Origin of the sequence: Paenibacillus phytorum (assembly GCF_013141715.1) — a bacterium.
Taxonomy (GTDB): Bacteria; Bacillota; Bacilli; order Paenibacillales; family NBRC-103111; genus Paenibacillus_E; species Paenibacillus_E phytorum.
The window spans coordinates 51,005-72,562 of sequence record NZ_WHOA01000220.1; the positions used below are offsets into that span (position 1 = coordinate 51,005).

Below are 21,558 nucleotides of genomic sequence, written 5' to 3' on the forward strand. Positions count from 1 at the left end.
AGGGTCAATAATAGTATAGACTTTAGGATAAGCAATTATCAATATCGTCAGAGGTGAAGCATAGTGACAGAATCGATTGAGACGAAGTTAAACCAACTAGGTATTGTGCTACCTGATAGCAGCGGCCCTGCTGCAAACTATGTTAATTATGTTGTAACTGGTCAATTGTTGTTTATTTCGGGAAAAGGTCCATCAGGGAAGCCAAAAGGGAAGCTTGGGTTGGATTACAGAACAGAAGAAGGCTACCAACTGGCACGCTTGGCAGGCCTTGAAGTGCTTGCTGCAGCCAAACATGCACTTGGCAGCTTGGATAGGATTACACAAGTCGTTAAGGTTCAAGGTTTCGTCAATGCAGATCCTAATTACGTCGAACATCATTTGGTGTTAAATGGGGTCTCTGACCTTATGCAGGAGGTATTCGGTGAGAAGGGGGCTCATGCTCGATCGGTTCTGGGAGCTAATTCTTTACGAGATAATCTTCCTCTTGTCGTTGATACGATATTTGAGATTACAAAATAAATTCATTTAGAGGCAGAGAAAAAAATGAGGTGGCAAGGTTACTTGCCTTCTCATTTTTTTGTTTTTCTACCGATGAAAGCCACCCGGCACTAGTTAGCGGAACGCAGATGCGTTATTTTGGGAAATCGTCGTTCCTCTTCCTCCTGATTTCGGGTGTATTTCGACCAAATAGCGCATCGACGTTCCTCAGCAAATGCTGGTTACCGATTTTTGGGACAGTTTATTTTCTTTTTCAATAAAATCGTTACATGTAGTTTTCAAATACTTATGAATGGGGTAATGATAACTAACGAATGAAATGAATCGTGATATGTAGATTAATCGCAAGGGGGAGCATTGATGAAGATATCAAAGTGTCGCTACAAGGAAGAGTTTAAGAAAAGTTTCATTCATTTATTTCCTCTGTTTGTGCTGTTTGCATTCATTTCTCCTGAGAAAAGTATGATGTCGATGGAAGAAATTCAACCAGGTCCGGCATATCTGGCAGGAATGGTCATGCAAGTCAAAACCAATGATACAGAAACAGTTTTATTGGTCTCAGTTCCTGACAACTTGGAAGTTCCGAGTCATCTGCAGTACCACTCTGAATTATGGGATGAGAATAATCCGATTCATTTGAGCCATCCTGTTATTTCTCCGAGAACGCAGGGGAAAGAAGTCGAGATCCTTTTCCAATCCACGATGAAAAAGGAATTGAACGACTTCTTAGGTGTTCCTGCTGTTGGTGAGATCGTGCAGAGCTTAGCAGAGCCCGACGCTCAAGGAGCGTATCATGCGCAATTTCTACTCAATGCCAATGGGGATTACATTGTTGCAACGCATTAAAACAAAGCGCTATGACTTAAAATTTGAGGAAGTATATAAGTCCAAAAAGGGATGATTAGACTCAAAGCCAGAAGTAACCATCGGAAAACGGTCTCGCTCACTGAACCCGTGTCAATAGCTATCCATTTAGGGAGTAGACGAATCTTGAAAGGAATAGGCCAGAAGAGCTGAACCCCTCTATCATTGAATAAATCGATAAACGAGTGTGACGCGTAAGAGAGGATGAATACCCAGAAATATAAAGGTGATAAGGGCATTGCAATTACAACTAAGAGCAGTAGAAAAAGCAGGGAATGAGTGACGGTTCTATGCTTTACCTTCAGCAGCCGCAGCAGAGCAGATAAAGGAAAAAGAACCTTAGCCATTGTAGAACCTGGCTTATCGACATCCGCTAGCGTGCCTGCCAAACAACCAAGTAGGAGAGCACCAGCGGCATCCCATGAGAAGAAACTAATATCTTGATACGTGAGAACGATTTCCGCGGAAATGAATCCGGCAATACTGTGTGTTTTTTGTAACATCTTAAGCTCCTACCCATTCGTGATTTACGATAACTGTATATTATTCGCATGCGATTCCTAAATTGAGGGGAAGCCGAAAAAATAAATATTCCATGTCGTATTCTACCTATAAGATTGTCTGAATCCACCTTCATAATGCGTCATAAGATGCTCTACAATAGGACATATTGATGCTTATTTATGAATAGGGTATACGACATTTTTGATAAAAGTAGGAGGATTTTTGAATGACGACACTCAATATTTCTAACTTGACATGCGAATACCGCGTCAACCCGATTGGATTGGATACGACCCAGCCACGCTTTACTTGGCAGCTAGATTCGGACATCAAACATACCATCCAATCAGCTTATCACATCCAGGTAAGTATGGTTGAATATTCTTTCGAACCGAGTCATTTGGTTTGGGATTCCGGTCACATACAATCGGAACAATCTGTGCTTGTTGTTTATGAGGGTCAAGAGTTGCTGTCGCGAAATCGTTATTTTTATCGTGTCCAAGTATGGGATCAGTCTGGTTTGCAATCGCCTTGGAGTGAAATCGCTTTCTGGGAAATGGGGCAGCTAAGCTCAGCTGATTGGACAGCAAAGTGGATTACACCTGATGCAGCTTCAATTGATCCTGACGCAGAAGAAGCTTTTTATTTGAGGAAGACATTCACAGCACGTAAGGGAATTCGTAAAGCGACTGTTTACGCAACGAGTCTAGGCATTTATGAGCTTGAACTCAACGGATCTCGTGTTGGAGATTGGGAGTTCACACCCGGCTGGACCAGCTACCGACACCGACTGCAGGTTCAGACGTATGAGGTAACGAGCCTGCTGCAGCAAGGTGAAAACCATACCCTTGGCGCCGTGCTGGCAAACGGTTGGTATAAAGGTAATTTGGCTTGGAAGAATCAGCGAAATATTTTTGGGGATGTTAGAGCTCTTTTCCTCCAATTACATATCGAATACATAGACGGAACTTCGGAAATAACCGTTAGTGATGATTCTTGGCGTGCTTCATTGGGACCAGTTCGGATGTCTGAGCTGTACCATGGAGAAACCTACGATGCTAACTTGGAGCTTAGCGGGTGGAGCATGTCGACGTATCAGGACGATAATTGGTCAAATGTAACGGTTCTTGATCATTCCAAAGATATCCTAATCATGCAAGAGAATGAGCCATCACGCATTACACAGCGTTTGAAACCGATAACCGTTATTGAAACACCTTCTGGAGAAACCGTTCTTGATTTTGGGCAAAATATGGTCGGAAAAGTGCACATGCGATTGGAGCTGCCAGTTGGAACTCGTCTTCAGCTCCTGCATGCAGAGGTGCTGGATCAAGATGGGAACTTCTATATTGGGAACTTGCGTCTTGCGAAGCAGACGGTTACTTATGTATGCAAAGGTGGTGGGGAAGAACAATATGAACCCCATTTCTCGTTCCAAGGCTTTCGATATGTCAAAGTGGAAGGCTGGCCCAAGGATGTAGCATTCGATGCAGAGCGCTTCACGGGACATGTCATTCATACGGACATGGCAGCTAGCGGCACTTTTGAATGTTCCCATCCCTTGTTGAATAAACTTCAACAAAATATTGTGTGGGGACAAAGGGGGAACTTCCTGGATGTTCCGACCGATTGTCCGCAGCGAGATGAGCGACTGGGTTGGACAGGAGATGCGCAAGTATTTATTCGCACGGCAGCATTTAATTATGATGTGGCTTTGTTTTTCACCAAATGGCTGCGCGACTTAAAAGCAGATCAACTTGAAAATGGCGGTGTTCCATTCGTCATTCCGGACGTACTTGGGCCGAATGACCACTCTTCCTCTGCATGGGGGGATGCAGCAGTCATATGCCCGTGGACGTTATATCAGGTATATAGCGATAAGCGCATTCTGGAGCAGCAGTATGACAGCATGAAAGCGTGGATTACGTACATGCGAAGCCAAGGAGAGAATGAGTATCTGTGGAATACAGGCTTTCATTTTGGTGATTGGCTTGGGCTTGATGCCAAAGAAGGCAGCTATGTAGGAGCGACTCCTAGAGACTTAATCGCGACATGCTTCTATGCCTATTCGACTTCACTTTTCGTGAAAGCTGCGGAAGTGCTGGAACGCAGCGAGGATGTGGCTAAGTACAGTGAGCTTTATGAGCGCATTGTTGAAACTTTCACACAAGAATTCCTTACACCAAGCGGGCGTTTGGCCGCGCATACACAGACAGCACACGTTCTCCCGCTAATGTTTGGACTCGTGAAAGGGAGTACGCGTGATCGATTAGCAAAGACGTTAGCCGAATATGTAGCGGAACAGAAGAATCACCTGACGACCGGTTTCGTAGGTACGCCATATTTGTGCCATGTTCTTTCCGAGAATGGCTACCATGATCTGGCTGTTAAGTTGGTTCAACAAGAAGATTATCCATCATGGCTGTATTCGATTCACAAAGGAGCAACTACGATCTGGGAGCACTGGGATGGCATCAAGCCGGATGGATCATTTTGGAGTGATAATATGAACTCCTATAACCATTATGCATATGGGTCCATTGGGGATTGGCTGTACCGCGTAGTGGCGGGTCTCGATTCCGATGATCAGCAGCCTGGATACAAACGGATTCATTTCCGTCCGCGACCAGATTCCGGCCTTGAATACGCGAAAGCATCGCTCCATTCCAGCTACGGTAAGATACGCAGTGAATGGAAGAAAGAAGCAGATGACAGGGTCGTCTATGAGTTCCAACTACCTCCGAATACGACAGGCCTTGCAACCTTGCGAGGGGCGACATTAGCAATGGCTACAGTTAATGATCAAGCAGCCCAGACAGCATCAGGGGTCCTATCAGCAGAGGAAAGTGATGGAGAGCTGCGGTTAGAACTTGGATCGGGGACTTACTCGATTATTTGTTGAGAAATGAGGATAAAAGTGGGTCACACGTATTCGTGTGGCCTCTTCTATTTGTTAACTTTTTGATTAGGAGGATATGAGTTATAATAGAGATATAGTTGAATAAAGAAGGGGTACCCACAATGGCAGTCTTCAATGCAATGGAAACGATAGTGATGAATTTGTTTGATGAGTTTCAAAAAAACTATGAAATGAAATGCGATTGCACTACTTGCAAAGAAGACGTGTTTGCTTTGGTTTTAAATAAAATCCCTCCGCGATATACCTCTAGTGAAAAGGGACAGTTATTTGTAAAAGGCTTATATATCAATCCACAGCTGCAGTCCGATGTCATGCGAGAATTAATGGAAGCGGCGAATATTGTGGAACATCATCAACATCACCGAGAAGAATCCCAATCATAAGAGAACTTAAAAAGACTGGTCTCACTTCACTACGAAGAGGCCAGTCTTTCTTTTTTTCAACATTATCTATGGACGCCGGTTAACTTCATAAATATGCTTGAATTGATTAAATTTATCTACTGCTTGCGCCCTTGATTTGACGCCTAATTTGTCATAAATTTTGCGTATATAATTATCTACGGTGCGCTTACTCATATGCACTTCCTCGGCCATTTGCTCATTGGTTAGGCCTTGGACAATCATTGTCATCATATGTACTTCATCGTCGTCCAATGAATCAGTCTGATGCAAATTACCGCTATCCACTCTCATTTTATGGAAAACAGGAACGGGTATTACCGTGAAATTCTCTAACAAAAGGGTAACTAAGCTTTTAATAAGCGTACCACTAGATTCCTTAGATATAACAGCACTAACCTCAAGTCCGATCAAATAATTGTAAAGATGGGATAATTCTATGCCCGAAAAAATGACAAGGTGGATGGAGGGGTATTTCGCTTTAATGATTTTGGCAATCTCATCGCCGTATTGATCCGGAAGATTATAATCCAAAAAAACAATATTCGGTACATGCAAATCCACGAGTTCCAAGCATCGTTTGCCAGTACCAGCTATCCCTATAATCTGTATGCCCTCGATTTGCTGTAGTGTATTCGATGTCGCTTCCGCCATTAAGGGATGATCATCTACGATCAGAATCTTCGATTTCTTAATCATATGATACTTCCTTCCTGATTTGGTAAGGGGATCCGAATGGTGAATTCAACGTCGCTGTTCATATCTTTCCTTAATTTTACCAAATTTCACAAAAAGATTGCAAATTAGATTTTATTTATCTGATTTTGCGTCTTTTTTTCGTGATACGCAAAAAAAATTGCGCATATATGGAAAAAAATGTGGATTTGCGAAAGAAAATATTGCGCTGTTATCGATGGCGTTTCTATATATGATAAGTATAGGTAATCTTCCAAAATTAAGTAAATAAGGAGGGAATTCATATTGAAAAACGAGCAATTTGATTGCATGTTTGATTCTGTGTTAACGGATGTTGTGAAGCAAACGTACTGCAACTTAACCTTGCCCTCCGCTGAACAAATGCAGATTTCGATGAAGAAAATGATGGATATCATTGAAGCCAAAGATGGTTGGAATTCAACGAATGAAAGATAGGAATAACAAGAATTCGATTAGCGATGATTCGCTTGTATATATAACACACAACAGTCTATTTTCTCTGAAGAGGAAATAGGCTGTTTTTTTAATCGACCAAGTCCGTTATACTACTTGTAAACGCTATCATGAAATGAGGGGGATGAATGAAGACTCGTTTGTTAGCTCTAGGCATGACTGTATCCCTGATGCTTACCGCTTGTCAAACCCAGACAGTAACGGTCGTTCCTAAGCAGCAGCTCCAGGAGCAGACGCTTTCGTGGATACATCACTTTGATGAGGAGGGTGCACGGAAATGGCTGGAGGCGGGGACACAGCTATTTACTAAACAACATCCTTCTTATGTGTTTACGCTGACGGGCGTGGATGGTGGCAATTATATGAGCTTGCTTCGCACGCGTGTGATTTCGAATAACATGCCTGATATCTATATGTTGGATAATATGGAGTCCGCTCAGGATCTTATTCATAAAGGATATGCGATGGACTTAACGGGGCAACCGTTTTTGTCGCAAATCAAAGAGAGGTTCCTGAATGGTGTGAAGACAGCCGACGGGAAAATATGGGCGCTTCCGATAGACTTGAATGGGGCTGGTGTCATTTACAATAAAGAAGCTTTCACTCAAGCAGGCATTCAAAGTCCGCCAACAACATGGCCGCAATTCTTAGCTGCTTGTGAGGCGCTGCAGAAGGCAGGAATTATTCCTATTGCAGCAGGCTACAAGGATAGTTGGACCCTGACTTGGGACATAGCAGCGGATCTTTTGGCTAATCAGTACGCTGCCGGGCACAACTGGATTGCTGATATTGAAGCAGGTCGAACTTCGTTCGCTGAGGATCAAATTCACTTCAAAGACATTTTGAAACGCTATGGAGAACGTTTGCGTTATGTGAACATCAAGCCGTTCGAAACCGATTGGAATCAAGCCCAAGGGCTCCTTGCTGAGGGGAAAGCCGGCATGATTATTAATGGCACGTGGACGGTTGACGGTGTTAAATCCAAGAATCCTGCGAGTAATTTAGGACTGTTCGCTTTCCCTTATTCAAATGATCCCCAAGATGCCAAGTTTGGACTAAAATCAACAGGAGGGATTGTGATCAATCCCAAATCACCTCATAAGGAAGCGGCGCTTCAAACACTAGAACTGTTTGCTTCGAAGGAAATGGGGACCATTTTTCAGACGAAAAAGAAGGCTTTGTCTGTGATTAAGGGCTTGCCGAATGACTTTGATCCCACGTATGTGGAGCTGGATGAAAATTATATCCAAACAGGCCAAATGTATGATTGGTCGAGTTTGCCAACAGATTTTGTGAATCAGGATCTGCAAAAAGTGTTTGTAAATGCACTCACGAAATTCGTTATTGATCGAAGCCATAATGTGGAGATCTGTATTCAAGAGTTGGATCAAGCATTCGATCGGATTCGCAAACCATCCAAATGACAGCAAGGAGATCTGCGTATGACAGCCGCCCCGTGGAACATAAATCGGGTCAAGGACTTTCGCATCCGAACGAAAATATTTCTATCTAACATGATTATTATTTTGTTCATTTCATCGGCGATTGGCGGAGTTGCCATCTATGCCTCTACGAAATTCATTGAATCAAATACAAGAGACCTCTCGATGCAGGTCATTCATCAAGTTTCCGACAATATTGAAATTAGAGCGAAGGAAGCATTCACTTCCTCCGTTTACGTTCTGAGTGACAGTAATATTCGGCAAATTGCTGCTGAACAAGGTGAACAAGTTACAGTTGACAACTATCCGGCGTTCCGCAGCCGTATGGAGTTCTTGCTAGCTCAGTACGGGAATGGGAATCCCTATATGAATGCCATTATGATTCAAACTCATAAGGGACAGGTGTACTGGTGGGAAAATAAAAAAGGTGTGGATCGTACACTAAATCATGAAGATGTAACCGTGATGACGAACGATGCTTCCGATTATTTGAAAAATCATGCGCAAAGCATCAGCTGGTCGCCTTCTCTGAGAAAACAAAAAGAAGTGTTCCTTATCAGAGATTTCATTGATCTGAGTCAAATAGATCGTAGTCTAGGCACGATTGTAATTAGTATCGATTCGGATTATTTCTTGTCCCTGGGGAGCAATAGCTCTATCATTAAGCAAAATAATGTTGCGATTCTTAATCCTTTGAACGAACTGCTAGCTGGTGGCGGAACCCCTCAAATGGACAATCTCATCTCAAGGAGCTTTAGTTATACGCTTAAGGAGAATGATGACTCTATGGCAATTGTCGATAATGCTGCGGGAGGGAGTCATTTATTCGTTCAAGAACGAACATCTACGCTGGGCTGGCGGGTGCTTTGTTTTATTCCGATGTCTGAGCTTCTGTCCAGTACACGCGTGTTAGTTTTTGTGATCGCTCTTGTTTCACTGCTTGCCGTTCTGATATCTACCGGAATTGCCGTATTACTTTCCAATTCTACGACGCGAAATATCAAAATCTTGGAGCAAACGATGCGCCGAGTCGAAGATGGCAATTTCGATGTTCGAATTATTCCGCTGGGGCGAGATGAGATTGGGAGTTTGTCTATACGGTTCAATTTTATGCTGTCTCGGATTAACGATTTAATAAACACGGTGTATAAAGAGCAAATTGCCAAACAACAGGCTGAATTTACCGTCCTCATGAGTCAGATTAATCCTCATTTCCTTTATAACACGTTAGGCACTGTGAAATGGTACGCTCGCATGAACCATCAAGCCGAGATTGAGCGAATGGTCACATCCGTTATTGAATTATTGAAATCCTCGGTACGACGTGTTGGCGAATTTCACAGCTTGGAGCAGGAGATTAACCAATTAAAAAACTATATTTATATTCAGAAAATTGGTTATGGCGATGCCTTTCACATGGACTATGAAGTGAATGAACAGTTGATGGAAAGCGAGGTGCCTTATTTCATTCTTCAGCCGCTTGTCGAAAATGCGATTCTTCACGGCATCGAAATGTCCAAGGGGAGTGGACGTATTGTACTTTATGCACGCATAGAAGAGAAGCAGCTCCTGCTCATTGTCGAAGATAATGGAATAGGGATGGAAGCTGAACAAGCGCTTAATCTATTGAACGAAGCAACATGTAAAGAATCGGTTCCAGGAGTGACGAGTATCGGCATTCACAATGTGAATGAACGCATTCAGCTGTATTATGGGGAGAAATATGGCCTTAGCTACGAAAGTGCACCCGGATTAGGTACGAAAGCTATTGTTCGAATTCCGCATAGAACGCATCGTCAAAGGAGGAATGAGCATGTTGAACGCCATGATCGTTGAAGATAATGCGATTTATCGGTATGCGATTAAAACGATCATTCGTTGGGAAGATTACGGTTTCCAAATAGTGTGCGAAGCACTCAATGGCGTGCATGCACTGGATCTTCTGCAGCATCAGCAGGTTGATCTTATTGTGACGGACATTTCGATGCCCGAAATGAACGGCATTGATCTTATCCAGCAAGTAAAGCAAAAGGATGCTTCCATCAAAATTGTGGCACTCAGTTCTTTTGATGATTTCCGATTCGTGAAGGAAGCCCTCAAGCTTGGGGCAGAGGATTATTTGTTAAAACATGACCTTGAACCTGATGCGCTGCAACAGCTATTAGAACAAATGAGCAGCAAGATTATGGAAGATCATAGGCGGAGAAAACAAGCTAGTATTCGTGATGCCAGCTTTCAAGAGGTGCGCTGCCTGTTGGGGCGTAAGCTTCTCTTTGGCGAGTTGAAGCGAGCAGAGGACATCGAAGATCAAGCGAGCGCCGTTCATTTTCCAATTCATGGAGGTCCTACGGCAGTCGTTGTCATTGATGCTAGCTTTAAAGTCCTTGCGGATGGTTCTAAGGAAGAACAGTCAGCGCACACAAACATGGTTATACCGATTTCAGAGCGGAGAACTGCGGTCATTATCTATTTTCCGCAAGAGAAGAGTGAACACAAATGTATGGAGGAGGCTCTACGGCAAGCATCGCAGCTATATACCAGGATGAAGAAGCTCGGCTCTGCTACAGTGGGAATTAGCTCGATCGGCTACGGATTGAAGGATTGGGCAGTGCTATATAAGCAAGCGGAAACAGCCTTAGATCAATATGTTTATGAAGGAACGGGTCAACTCTACGCCTATACGTCCTTACAGATAAATGACAAGGTTGAAACGCTGGCCGGAATCACGATTCAGCCTCTGGTTGCAGCGATGAAAAGTGGTCTATTCACTGATGTTGAAACGCAATCTGAGCTTTTGTTTCAAAGCCTCATTCAGAGGAAGCCGCCTATATCCGAGCTGCGCAACCTGCTAGCAGAGTTAATGATGCAGCTGAGAACATTGGCAATGGAGAGGAACAGGTTCTCAGATCAGTTTGAACATGATTATAAACTGGTTAGCCAGGCGATAGAAGCCCTTCAGCCTCTGCAGCAAGTGAAGCCGTTATTTCTGAACTTGAATAAGCAAATTGCTGGGAATAAGGCTGAGCACACGATGATGCGGAAGGAAATCCAAGGAGCAATCGCCTATATGGAAGAGCACTATGCCGAAGACATCACGGTGGCAAGACTGGCGGATGTTCTCCATTTGAGCGCGAATTACTTATCCAATCTATTTAAAAGCGAGACGGGGATGCGGATCGTCGAATATATGAATCGATGTCGGATACAGAAGGCGAAACAGCTGCTTCAAGACCCTGCATGGAAAGTATATGAAGTCGCTGAGAAAACGGGATTTCAAGAAACTTCCTACTTTTGCAAAGTATTTAAAGAGCTTGAAGGGAAAACGGTTAAGGAATTTAGGCGCAATGGTTAATTGTTCAAGATGAATGATTATAAATTCTGTGAATTATATAAGAAATCAGTGTTATATAGAATGCAAGGGGCTGCGAATTCGGATAAAATTCGGAGCTTTTTTTGTTTTGAGTGGGGCTATATCTTCGTAGTTTTGTTATATAACTTGATGTTTCTTTCAATGTAAGCGCTTTTAAAACAACTTATACTAACTTCATAAAGAACAGCAGCTAGACACCCCTCGCGGATGAAACGGGTTTCATAAATGAATGAGGGTAGATCAAGGAGGTTAGCCATTGTATTTATCAAAAAGTGAAGAAGCAGTGATTCAATTATCGTCAGAAGCACTGCGTATAGATGGAAAGTCAGAAATTATACTTTGTGCCTCCTTATTTTATTTTCGATTACCACGGGGTTTATGGAAAGAGAGACTAAATAAAGTTAAAGCCTTTGGATATAACGCTATTGATGTGTACTTTCCGTGGAATCATCATGAGACGGTGGAGGGGGTTTGGGATTTTACCGGAGAGAAGGATGCGGCTCAGTTTCTACAGGATGCTGCGGATGCAGGACTGTGGGTGATTGCACGACCAGGGCCGTATATTTGCTCGGAATGGGATGGGGGAGCACTCCCCGCTTATCTTTTCGTGAAAGAAAGTCTTCGCTTGAGGGATAACGATCCTGCCTTCTTGCGGCATGTGGCCAGGTGGTATGAACAAATTCTTCCCATCCTGAAGAAATATGAAACGGGTCAGGGAGGCACCATCATTGCTGTCCAATTAGACAACGAGCTTGATTTCTATCCTTGCTCTGATCCCAAAGGGTATATCTCGGCGCTAAGAGATTTAGCTTTGCAGCATGGGATAACAGTGCCGCTCATTGCTTGCGCCGGACAAGGCGGCTTGTATGAGGCTTCTGGTTTTGCTGAAGGCGTGGTGCCAACATGTAACTTCTATCCAAATGACCAAGACCCTGCTTTCGAAGAAAAGGTGCTCTTCTACAGAGAGGAGTTGGCTCGTCGGGGGCTGCCCTTACTCGTCACGGAGACGAATCGTTCGCACTTCCTGCTTCGCAGATTGTTATCGGCAGGAGCGAAGCTGCTCGGTCCCTACTTACAGGCTTCAGGAACGAATTTTGGCTTTACCAATGCAGCTAACAATTGGGGAAATCCTCTTTCTTTTCTTACCTCGGACTATGATTTCCATGGGATGATAACACCTGAAGGACACATTCGAGAGGAAGCTTATGAAGGAAGAATGCTGCATCGTGTGATTCAAACGTATGGCGCTTCCTTGGCGGAGGCGAAACCTGAGCTTACGAGTAGTGCCTCAACCCCTTATCGGTTAGCGTTAAAGCAAGGCGGCGAGCTGCTCTTCTTATGCCAAGTAAACGAACAAGATGAAGACGCTTACTTTCACGTGGCGGAAGATGTCATACCCCGATATACCACACTTGTCGCCAAAGCAAGCCGCTGTCCAATTCTTCCCGTGCAAGTGCCCTTGCAGACTTGGGGGATCGCTGAAGGGACACTGGCCTACGCTACTGCAGAACTGCTGTTGGTGAAGCAGCTTGAGCAGCGCACACTGTTCGTGTTTCATACGGATGGCGAAGGCGAAATTCATCTCTGCTTTAACACGGAGGTGCAGACGGAGGCTGGCACGATGACAGTACACGATGCCGAAGCAGGAGATCAGGTAACGGTATCCTTTCAATCAGGCGAGCAAGAGAGATCAGCACGGATTCGCTTACTAAACGGTCACGTTATCGAATTGATCGGAATGAGTCGTTCACGTGCTTTGCTGTTAGAAAATGTGGATGATGCAGGCGAGCTGCACGTTGGCGAATGGGTTGAACGAGTCTCGGAAAGCCGCGAAGTTGAACTCAGCTGGTCACAAAGCTTAGTGAATCCCTTGGATACACTAGCTGATGAAAGTATATCGATCGGTGATACTGCCGATTATCTGGAGAAGCATGGTGTTTACCGAGGTTTCGCCTGGTACACCTCGCAATTATCACTGCCGCTTGAGAAAAGCCGTCTTGGCCTTATTGTTCAACAGGCAAGTGATGTCGTTTCCGTCTATACCGGTGAAACGTACCTTGGTACAGCAACACCGGGAGGAGGAAGTCACTTCCTTCCGATTCCTTCCGGTTCGCGCGTAGAGCCAAATCTGGTTGCTCGTGTTGAGATTTGGGGACATACCAATTTCCATGATACGAATTTGCCGGGTCTGCACTTAAACGCACTGAAAGGGCTAACGGGCATAGTTGGAGTAACGTCGGTTAGGGAAATAAACCAAAACTGGCGATTCAAGCTTATGCAATATGGAGAAGACAAGGACGATTACGCAGCATCAGACTATGACGATCAACAATGGCCGATTGTAAGTGTTGGAGGGTGGCTCTCCGCAGAACAGCCCGCCCATCAATGCTACCGTAAACAAGTAAAGCTGTCGAAAGAAGCGGATACCTGGATTCTCCACACGCCTGGTAATTTCTCACACGCCTACGCTTACGTGAATGGGCACGCACTCGGACAATTGAATCCGCTCAATCCGTATCTCGATATTACGCCTTATGTAAAGGCAGGAGTTACGGCAACGTTAACGCTATTTCTGGATAAAACATATGGTTCCCTTAGCGGCAATATACGTCTATACGAAGGAACCGCCGCTAAACAGTGGACATTATCCTCTTGTCAGGAGAATGGCTTACTGCAGCATGCCAAAGCGTCGGCGCTTAAGGCTCTCCCCGTAGAAGGAGCTATCTCCTTGATACCGGGTACTCTGTCATGGCTATATGGTGACCTCCATCATGATAACCAAGGATTAGGCTGGAGGGTTTATGTCAAAGGCAGCAACATGAAGCTGACCGTGTTCTTCAACGGACACCTAGTTGGCCGCCTGTGGACGCAAGGCGGTGCCAACAGACCGATATTCCGTGGCGGCAGCGATGAATCCTTTTATTTACCTGGACCGTGGTTTCAGGGTGGCGAATCGGGCAATGAAATAGCCATCTTACTGGAAGCGGTATCGGACTCTGAGGATGCCTTGTTAGAGCCTCTTCGCTTTGTACCCGTAGCCGCAGATTAATTTGGAAGGAGAGTACGCATGAAAACTGCCATCTCAGCAAGCTCATTAGAAGGGGCGCCTATTGTTGTCAAAAAGCGTGTAACCCCATTGCGCAGATTTTGGTCGTATCGAACATTAGTCCTCATGTGTGTTCCTGCGATTTTATTTTTCCTAGTCATGTCGTACCTTCCAATGCCAGGGCTTTATCTCGCATTCATTAATTATAACTATACGGCGGGGATCTTCGGCAGTCAGTTCGTTGGGTTTGACAACTTCAAATTTCTAGTGACCTCAGGGGCACTTTGGAAATTAACGTTTAATACGATTGCTTATAATTTAGCTTTTATTATATTTGGGAATATTTTGCAGATTGGAATTGCCATTTTGCTGAACGAGCTTCGTAAAAAGTGGTTTAAGAAGCTTTCACAATCACTGATGTTCCTGCCTTTTTTCATCTCCTTCGTGCTTGTTGGGCTTATTGCCTATAACATTCTCAGTTATGACTTTGGACTGCTCAATGGGATTCTCAAATCGTTCGATTGGGAGCCGCTTAAGACGTACTCGAATCCAACGATCTGGCCTTTTATCATCGTCATTACATTTCTTTGGCAGTCGACAGGGTACGGCTCCATTGTCTATTTCGCAGCGATAATGGGATTGGACTCGGAGATTGTAGAAGCCGCAGAAATTGATGGGGCGAATGCCCTGCAGCGAATTCGCTATATCGTGCTTCCTTGGCTGAAGCCAACTTTCATTATTTTGCTGCTGTTCTCACTAGGCGGTATTCTCCGAGGGAACTTTGGATTGTTCTATAACTTAGTCGGAGCCAACAATACAGCCCTTTTTAATGCGACAGATATTATTGAAACGTTCGTGTTCCGCTCTTTGATGAACAATTTTAACTTTTCGCTAGGAAGCGCTGTCAGTCTTTATCAGTCCGTGTTTGGCTTCTTTATTGTCATCACAGCCAATTGGCTGGTTAAGAAAGTTTCGCCTGAAAACACGCTGTTCTAATTCAACATGTTAGTGTTCGTCACTTTAGATCGGTTAGGAGGGACATATGTGGAACAAGTCATCGCACGTCAAAGGGGAACTGATTTCTCCTCGGTGGCCATTCGGTTATTCGGCTATTGCTTTATTGGTCTATTTGCAATCTTCTGTTTAGTACCTTTTCTTCTTGTCCTTGGGACTTCGTTCACAGCAGAGAAGTCGATCACTTTACACGGCTACAATTTATGGCCCAAAGAGTTCAGTACGTTTGCTTATAAAATTGTCTTCGAGAACCCTGGCGTCATCATCGGCTCTTATGGGGTCACGCTCGGCATTACGCTGATTGGAACAACCATTGGACTATTTATCGTAGCCATGACGGGTTATTCCTTGCAGCGTCCTGATTTCCCTTATCGAAATCGGATCTCCTTCTTCATTTACTTTACAACGTTGTTTCAAGGCGGGGTTGTCCCCTTTTACTTAATTATGACGCAGTGGCTGCATCTGAAGGATAACTATTTGGCTGTCCTGCTGCCCGGATTGATGAGCCCTTTTCTCATTATTATGATGAAAAGCTTCGTTAGGTCCATCCCGCATGCGATTACAGAATCGGCCAAAATGGACGGGGCTGGTGATTTCAAGATTTTCACCAAGCTCATCCTGCCTATGACAACACCGGCGCTTGCTACCATTGGATTGTTTATTGCTTTGGGTTATTGGAACGAATGGTACAATGCGATGCTGTTCCTATCACCCGATTTGAAGTATAGACCGCTTCAATTGTTCCTGTACAACGTTGTAACAAGTGCCGATTTTATCAAAAACTCATCGGTCTCCTCCAATGTACAGCCTAGGGATATGCCGCTGGAGTCCATGAAAATGGCTACCGCTGTTGTCGCAACAGGACCGGTCATTCTATTTTATCCGATGGTACAGAAATATTTTATCCAAGGTATTACCGTTGGTGCTGTAAAAGGCTAACGCAAAGCATATACCAAAATGATTATGGGGAGGCAAATCCGTATGTTCAAGAGAAAAAAGAAAGCGCTTAGTGTAGCTCTGGCAGCAACGCTTGCTGTAAGCTTGACGGCGTGCACCACACCTAGCAGTACAGGAACTAGCTCCACGGATAAAGCGACAGCGACTACTGCGGCAACAGGGACATCAGCACCATCCGGCAAAATTGACACCTCCGAGTTCCAAACGATTTCCTACGTGATGTTGGGGGATAAGCCAAAGAATGGTCAATTTGAAAAGGTGATGGAGAAGGTCAACGCTCTTTTAAAACAAAAAGTAAATGCGAAACTGGAAATTAAATGGGTTGAATGGGCTGATTGGCAAACCAAATATAATCTATTACTAGCATCGGGAGAACCTGTTGATTTGATCACGGTTGCGACCGATTGGTTGGATACGTGGCAGAATGCACAAAAAGGTGCTTTCCAGCCGCTGGATAAGCTGCTTCCTGTGTATGCGCCGTTAACTTGGAAGGAAGTACCGCCAGAGAACTGGGCTGAGACGAAGTACAAGAATCAGATCATGCTGATTCCTGAAGATCATTACACACAGTGGGTCAATCACGGCTTCTTGTATCGTGGCGATTGGGCGAAGGAGTTCGGGATCACGGCGCCGATTACAGATTGGAAGACGCTGGAGACCTATTTCCAAGGTGTCAAGGATAAGAAGCCAGGCGTTGTTCCTTGGGATACGAATGGTACCGCCGGTGGTAATATTGCCGGTTACATCAATTCCTACACAGATGCGATTGAACTTCCGATCAGCACAGGTTTATTCAGTCTAATCTATGGCAAATCGTATGATGAGAAGTATAAAGCTTACAGCCCTTTTCTTGATAATACTTTTGTTGATTTTGCTAAATTGATGAAGAGTTGGGGCGACAAAGGCTTCTGGCGTGAGGACGTGCTGAACTATAAGGGAGATAACCGTTCAGAGCTTGAGGCTGGTAAGACAAGCGTTGATCAGCATCACACGCAAACATTCCTTGGCGAACGTATCAAAATGGATAAGCTGCAGCCAGGTTCAGAGCTCCAGTTCTTCCCATTCTCGGCCACACGCAACAATCTCGTATCCATGTCGATCACGCACGGCGGGACTTCTCTTGGTGCGAAAAGCAAGCATCCAGAGCGCGCTCTGATGGTCTACGAGCTGATTCGTCAAGACCCGGAAGTGTATCGTTTGATGAATTACGGCTTGGAAGGCGTGCAGTACGTCATCAAAGATGGCAAACGTTTCCGTCCAGATGGCTATGATGTGCAAAGAGACGAATTCTATTCCAACTTCTGGGGTGGACGCATCGATAAGAATGAAATTCCAGATGGTAATGATTGGTCTGGAAAAGGCGCGCTTTATGCGTCCTATGACAAAATCAAAAAGCCATTCCCATATGGCCGATTCGTTTTCGATAAGGGACCTGTATCAAATGAGTTGACAGCCGTTACCCAAGTTGTTGGACAAATGGGACCTGCGATTCTTTATGGCAAAGCGGGTGACCCTGTCAAAGCGGTTGATGATTTCCGCGCGAAGTTGAAAACAGCAGGTTTTGATAAGCTGATGGCTGAAGTCCAAAAACAATTGGATGCCTTCAAAGTCGCAGTAGAAAGCAGCAAATAAGGATTAAGATATCGAAGGTCTGTTTCTGAACAGGCCTTCGATCTTTACATTTTGACGTAACGGAGAGTGTATCTTGGAATCTATAACCGTCTATGATATTGCCCGAGAAGCGAACGTTTCCGTCGCGACGGTTTCCCGAGTTCTCAATGATACCGCACCCGTTCGAACATCGACTAGGCAGAAGATTATGGCGATTATTGAAAAACATAAGTTTCAGCCCAATGCGTTGGCACGCAGTCTGGTGAATAAGAAAACGGGCATGATTGGCGTGTTATTCCCAGATAGCAGTAATATGTTTTTCCCTGAGGTGTTCGGAGGCGCAGAGAGAGCTGCGATGAAGCTCGGATTCACACTCTTTCTATGTAATACATTCAGCAACTTCAGCAGAGAATCTGAATATTTAAATCTGCTTTGCGAAAGGCAGGTGGAAGGACTCATTTTCATGGGTGGACGAATTAATTCACGTCATTGCCCCGAGCTGCTCGTACAGGAAGTCGTGGATATCCAGAAGAGAATTCCAATTGTCTTGATTAACGGCAGTCTTCCGGGTCATCCCTGTCATCGGGTAAAAACGGACGAATATGCGGGTACCCAGCTCATTATGCAGCACCTTATTGATCGCGGGCATCGAAGCATCGGCTTCTTGGGGGGAAGCGCTGAAACGACAACAACGATGGAAAAGCTGCAAGCCTACAAAAGTACGCTAGGAGCGAATGATCTCCCTTTTCGCAAACAAATCGTACGCTTGGGAGACTTCTCTATGGAATGTGGCCGCAAGCTGATGGACCAGCTCCTTTCCATGCCAAATTGCCCAACGGCCTTTCTTTGTATTAACGATTACGTGGCCATTGGTGCTATGAAAGCGGCTATTTCTCATGGACTGCGTATTCCGGAGGATATCGCCATTGCAGGGTTTGATGACACCCAATTAGCTGCTGCGATGAACCCCGAACTGACAACCGTTTCGCAGCATAGTGAAGAGCTTGGGAGCCAAGCGATGGCATTATTATCGAGATTGATTCAGAAGGAAAAGGTGAAGAAGCTGACGGTTCTGGAGCCTAAGCTCATTGTAAGGCAGAGTACATAATGAGGAAGAAGCGCGCTGACTCAGCAAGCAGTGGCAGTTGGTTAAACAGTAGGATAGAAGTAATGCGAAGTCCGAGGGTTAAGACTCCTCGGACTTTATGTATTATTAATAAAAGCAAGCATGATCACATCCAGAAATGTCCGCGTGACTTCATGCATCAAATATTGATGCATCAGTCCTTCTTGCTTAAAGCCCAGCTTCTCCAAAACCTTCAAAGAGGCTTTATTTTCAGGGAATACTTCCGCTTGAATACGATGTGCCCCAATATGTTCCCGACTAAAGGCAAGAACAGCTTCCAGAGCTTCTGACATGATGCCCTTATTCCAATAATGGCGGTTTAATTCGAAACCTACGTTGAGAGGAAGAAGGGGCTTTTTTTCAAACGTATCTCGAATCGGCATGAACATGACGGTGCCAATTAAGGTAGGATCGGTCTTCATGGATATCCCCCAAGGGAATAGCCGTTTATCTTGAAAATATTGATTCCATGAGTGAATTAAATCTCTGGAATCTTGGACAGATGCAGGGCCATGCCAGTCTAGATATTGGGTGACCTTGGAGTCGGAATAGAAGAGGTATAGATCTTCAGCATCCTCAGTGTTCATTTGACGCAAACATAAACGGTTTGTAGTAAGTAGGGGAAAGGAGTCGAATAAACCGGTCGTTGTCAATCATGTCACCTGTCTTTTCTTCGAATTGTGCAAACTTATCTAGTAAATTATCATAGTAATCTGAAGAATACCTTAAAAAGAAATAAGTTCAATGAATGAAGAAGGATTTACCAATTTAATGTCGAAAATAATCGAATAATGTTGATAGAAGAGGGGAATTATTATGTTTCGTTTCGTTATGTGGATTAGAAAACGATTGGTCGTACGCATCATTGCGGCCGTGATGATAGTCATTTTGGCATTGTCTGCAGGCAATATTTTCATTGAAATCAGAAATGCCAAGAAAGCGAGTATGGAAGCCATATCCAGCTATGGCATTCGATTGGCAGAGAGCTATGTCCAAGGAATCGATGCAAATAGATGGGAACAATTTTTAAAAGATCCAAAGGAGAACGAGCTGTATTGGAATATCAGGCAGGAACTAGACCAATACCGTACGCAAATAGGAGCGCTATATGTGTATCTTGTTCGAATTGATGAAAAGAATCAGCCTCTCCTTATGATTGACGGACAACCAAAAGGAGATAGTCCGGCTTCACCAATCAATGAAGTGACAGATATTCCAGAAGAAGCTGTTCAGGCTTTACTCAAGGGAAATTCGGCGAGTTCACCCTTGATCGTAAACCCGCAATACGGTAAATATGTCTCCACTTATGCACCTTTGAAAAACGCTGATGGTAAAACTATCGGTGTCCTAGGCATCGATACGGAGGCGGGGGTCATCGAACGTATTTCTAACAGCTTGATCATGGGGAATATATCAGTTTATCTGCTTATGCTCTTCTTCACCTTACTTGGACTTGGGGTGGTTATGCTGCTAATATCCCGTTCGCTGCGTCCATTACAACGGATTGTTGCAGGTGCGGAAAGCATAGCGAAGGGAGACCTGCTCCTTGCAAAGCAGCAATTAGCTGAAAATCCTGTTCATTCTATTGATGAAATTGGTGCCGTTTATCAGGCGATGAATAAGATGTCAGGCAACATCAATGACATTTTAAAAACGATTGTATCTAATGTATCGCACACCTCGGATCAATTTGTAGCGACGACAGAACGTTTCAACACGGAAGCTCATCATCTGTTGGAGATGAACACAAAAGTAAATGTCTCGATACAAATGCTCGCTGAAGGAGCCAATACCCAGCAGTCAAGCACCAATGAGAGTGCACATTCGATGGAGGAGATGGCCACGGCCATCCAACGTATTTCAGAGGCTTCTTTAACGGCCTCTGACGCATCCATGAATGCGCTGGAGAGCGCGGAATCCGGACAAACTATCGTAAAGAATATGAACGGTCAATTCGTTACCATTACTTCTGCAACGGAAGAGGCGCTTAATCGAGCTGCCTTACTACGCGGCCATTCACAGGAAATTGGGGTAGCCTTATCGGCTATTTCGGATATCGCCGAACAAACGAAGCTGCTTGCACTCAATGCCTCAATTGAAGCAGCGAGGGCGGGTGAACACGGTGCAGGCTTCGCTGTGGTCGCGGGTGAAGTGCGCAAGCTTGCGGACAATGCGGCAGGCTCAGCTCATTTAATTGCTGGACTGCTGCAAAATATTCAGAGGGAAACTCAGCTTATGGGCGAGGCCATGGAAGAAGGCATGAAGGAGATCCGGACCGGGGCTGGTCTCACGATGAAAGCGGAAGCGTTCTTTGGCCATATTGTAGAACAGTTCCGTTATGTGTCTGAGCAAATTCATGATATCTCATCAGCAACAGAGCAGATGTCGGCTGGGGCAGAAGAGGTGACAGCATCTGTTATAGACATAGCGAATATTGCAAAATCTTCATCTGACGGGACGCTGAACATTCACAAGTTGACACAGGATCAACTTAAGATTGCTCAACATATAGCCGACTCTGCAACTGCATTGAGCGGATTAACGGATGAAATGCGCTTATCTATTCAACGAATTAATGTGTAAAAATGGATAAAGAATTGGCTAGTTTCAATGATTAGACGAATCCTATACAATA

17 protein-coding genes are annotated in these 21,558 nt (G+C 44.5%); 14 read left to right on the forward strand and 3 right to left on the reverse strand.

All coding sequences use genetic code 11. The features are described 5' to 3' along the window. Positions 1-63: 63 nt before the first annotated feature. Together GC098_RS31030 and GC098_RS31035 are read left to right on the forward strand one after the other, a co-directional pair. Positions 64-519: a RidA family protein gene (locus tag GC098_RS31030; RefSeq protein WP_171647495.1), complete on the forward strand. Its 456-nt coding sequence runs from the start codon at positions 64-66 to the stop codon at positions 517-519. 339 nt (positions 520-858) lie between these two features. After that, complete coding sequence (locus GC098_RS31035) at positions 859-1,344, forward strand: hypothetical protein (protein ID WP_171647496.1); 486 nt, start codon at positions 859-861, stop codon at positions 1,342-1,344. On the opposite strand, the gene GC098_RS31040 is transcribed toward GC098_RS31035, so the two are convergent. After that, positions 1,341-1,865, reverse strand: coding sequence for a metal-dependent hydrolase (locus GC098_RS31040; RefSeq protein ID WP_171647498.1), 525 nt, complete (start codon positions 1,863-1,865; stop codon positions 1,341-1,343). The two genes, GC098_RS31035 and GC098_RS31040, sit on opposite strands and share 4 nt — an antisense overlap. A 227-nt stretch (positions 1,866-2,092) precedes the next feature. Between GC098_RS31040 and GC098_RS31045 the strand changes: the two genes are divergently transcribed. Together GC098_RS31045 and GC098_RS31050 are read left to right on the forward strand one after the other, a co-directional pair. Beyond that, complete coding sequence (locus tag GC098_RS31045; protein WP_171647500.1) at positions 2,093-4,768, forward strand: family 78 glycoside hydrolase catalytic domain; 2,676 nt, start codon at positions 2,093-2,095, stop codon at positions 4,766-4,768. 119 nt (positions 4,769-4,887) lie between these two features. Further along, complete coding sequence (locus GC098_RS31050; RefSeq protein ID WP_171647502.1) at positions 4,888-5,169, forward strand: late competence development ComFB family protein; 282 nt, start codon at positions 4,888-4,890, stop codon at positions 5,167-5,169. Positions 5,170-5,235: 66 nt separating this feature from the next. Here the strand turns inward: GC098_RS31050 and GC098_RS31055 are convergent, their stop codons facing one another. Further along, the gene (locus tag GC098_RS31055; RefSeq protein ID WP_171647504.1) at positions 5,236-5,886 is read right to left on the reverse strand and encodes a response regulator transcription factor; all 651 of its coding nucleotides are present in this window, start codon (positions 5,884-5,886) and stop codon (positions 5,236-5,238) included. Positions 5,887-6,168: 282 nt separating this feature from the next. Here GC098_RS31055 and GC098_RS31060 point away from each other — a divergent pair, with 282 nt between their 5' ends. From GC098_RS31060 to GC098_RS31100, 9 genes are all read left to right on the forward strand, one after another. Continuing rightward, positions 6,169-6,339, forward strand: coding sequence for a hypothetical protein (locus GC098_RS31060; RefSeq protein WP_171647506.1), 171 nt, complete (start codon positions 6,169-6,171; stop codon positions 6,337-6,339). A 146-nt stretch (positions 6,340-6,485) separates the two neighbouring features. Next, a complete protein-coding gene (locus GC098_RS31065; RefSeq protein ID WP_171647508.1) occupies positions 6,486-7,781 on the forward strand; it encodes an ABC transporter substrate-binding protein in 1,296 nt (431 codons plus the stop codon). 18 nt (positions 7,782-7,799) lie between these two features. Beyond that, positions 7,800-9,635 carry a sensor histidine kinase gene (locus tag GC098_RS31070; protein ID WP_171647510.1) on the forward strand — a complete coding sequence of 612 codons (1,836 nt, stop codon included), beginning with the start codon at positions 7,800-7,802 and terminating at the stop codon, positions 9,633-9,635. Further along, the gene (locus GC098_RS31075) at positions 9,613-11,151 is read left to right on the forward strand and encodes a response regulator (RefSeq protein WP_171647512.1); all 1,539 of its coding nucleotides are present in this window, start codon (positions 9,613-9,615) and stop codon (positions 11,149-11,151) included. The genes GC098_RS31070 and GC098_RS31075 overlap by 23 nt, the downstream gene beginning before the upstream one ends. 274 nt (positions 11,152-11,425) lie before the next feature. Then, a complete protein-coding gene (locus tag GC098_RS31080) occupies positions 11,426-14,218 on the forward strand; it encodes a beta-galactosidase (protein ID WP_171647514.1) in 2,793 nt (930 codons plus the stop codon). Positions 14,219-14,341: 123 nt separating this feature from the next. Further along, positions 14,342-15,211: an ABC transporter permease gene (locus tag GC098_RS31085; RefSeq protein WP_246359078.1), complete on the forward strand. Its 870-nt coding sequence runs from the start codon at positions 14,342-14,344 to the stop codon at positions 15,209-15,211. Between the two features lie 48 nt (positions 15,212-15,259). Then, the gene (locus GC098_RS31090) at positions 15,260-16,168 is read left to right on the forward strand and encodes a carbohydrate ABC transporter permease (RefSeq protein ID WP_312880450.1); all 909 of its coding nucleotides are present in this window, start codon (positions 15,260-15,262) and stop codon (positions 16,166-16,168) included. Positions 16,169-16,210: 42 nt separating this feature from the next. Beyond that, positions 16,211-17,818: an ABC transporter substrate-binding protein gene (locus tag GC098_RS31095; protein ID WP_171647520.1), complete on the forward strand. Its 1,608-nt coding sequence runs from the start codon at positions 16,211-16,213 to the stop codon at positions 17,816-17,818. Between the two features lie 73 nt (positions 17,819-17,891). Then, positions 17,892-18,905 carry a LacI family DNA-binding transcriptional regulator gene (locus GC098_RS31100; protein WP_171647522.1) on the forward strand — a complete coding sequence of 338 codons (1,014 nt, stop codon included), beginning with the start codon at positions 17,892-17,894 and terminating at the stop codon, positions 18,903-18,905. Positions 18,906-19,000: 95 nt separating this feature from the next. On the opposite strand, the gene GC098_RS31105 is transcribed toward GC098_RS31100, so the two are convergent. Continuing rightward, positions 19,001-19,576, reverse strand: coding sequence for a GNAT family N-acetyltransferase (locus GC098_RS31105; RefSeq protein ID WP_312880451.1), 576 nt, complete (start codon positions 19,574-19,576; stop codon positions 19,001-19,003). A gap of 178 nt (positions 19,577-19,754) precedes the next feature. Here GC098_RS31105 and GC098_RS31110 point away from each other — a divergent pair, with 178 nt between their 5' ends. Next, positions 19,755-21,506: a methyl-accepting chemotaxis protein gene (locus GC098_RS31110; protein ID WP_171647526.1), complete on the forward strand. Its 1,752-nt coding sequence runs from the start codon at positions 19,755-19,757 to the stop codon at positions 21,504-21,506. The last annotated feature ends 52 nt before the right edge of the window (positions 21,507-21,558 follow it).

Bases quoted from the DNA above. Each gene is read 5' to 3' on its own strand.
- GC098_RS31040 (WP_171647498.1), bottom strand. From the start codon at position 1,865: ATGTTACAAAAAACACACAGTATTGCCGGATTCATTTCCGCGGAAATC.
- GC098_RS31045 (WP_171647500.1), top strand. From the start codon at position 2,093: ATGACGACACTCAATATTTCTAACTTGACATGCGAATACCGCGTCAAC.
- GC098_RS31055 (WP_171647504.1), bottom strand. From the start codon at position 5,886: ATGATTAAGAAATCGAAGATTCTGATCGTAGATGATCATCCCTTAATG.
- GC098_RS31085 (WP_246359078.1), top strand. From the start codon at position 14,342: ATGTGTGTTCCTGCGATTTTATTTTTCCTAGTCATGTCGTACCTTCCA.
- GC098_RS31070 (WP_171647510.1), top strand. From the start codon at position 7,800: ATGACAGCCGCCCCGTGGAACATAAATCGGGTCAAGGACTTTCGCATC.
- GC098_RS31050 (WP_171647502.1), top strand. From the start codon at position 4,888: ATGGCAGTCTTCAATGCAATGGAAACGATAGTGATGAATTTGTTTGAT.
- GC098_RS31110 (WP_171647526.1), top strand. From the start codon at position 19,755: ATGTGGATTAGAAAACGATTGGTCGTACGCATCATTGCGGCCGTGATG.
- GC098_RS31075 (WP_171647512.1), top strand. From the start codon at position 9,613: ATGTTGAACGCCATGATCGTTGAAGATAATGCGATTTATCGGTATGCG.
- GC098_RS31095 (WP_171647520.1), top strand. From the start codon at position 16,211: ATGTTCAAGAGAAAAAAGAAAGCGCTTAGTGTAGCTCTGGCAGCAACG.
- GC098_RS31035 (WP_171647496.1), top strand. From the start codon at position 859: ATGAAGATATCAAAGTGTCGCTACAAGGAAGAGTTTAAGAAAAGTTTC.
- GC098_RS31065 (WP_171647508.1), top strand. From the start codon at position 6,486: ATGAAGACTCGTTTGTTAGCTCTAGGCATGACTGTATCCCTGATGCTT.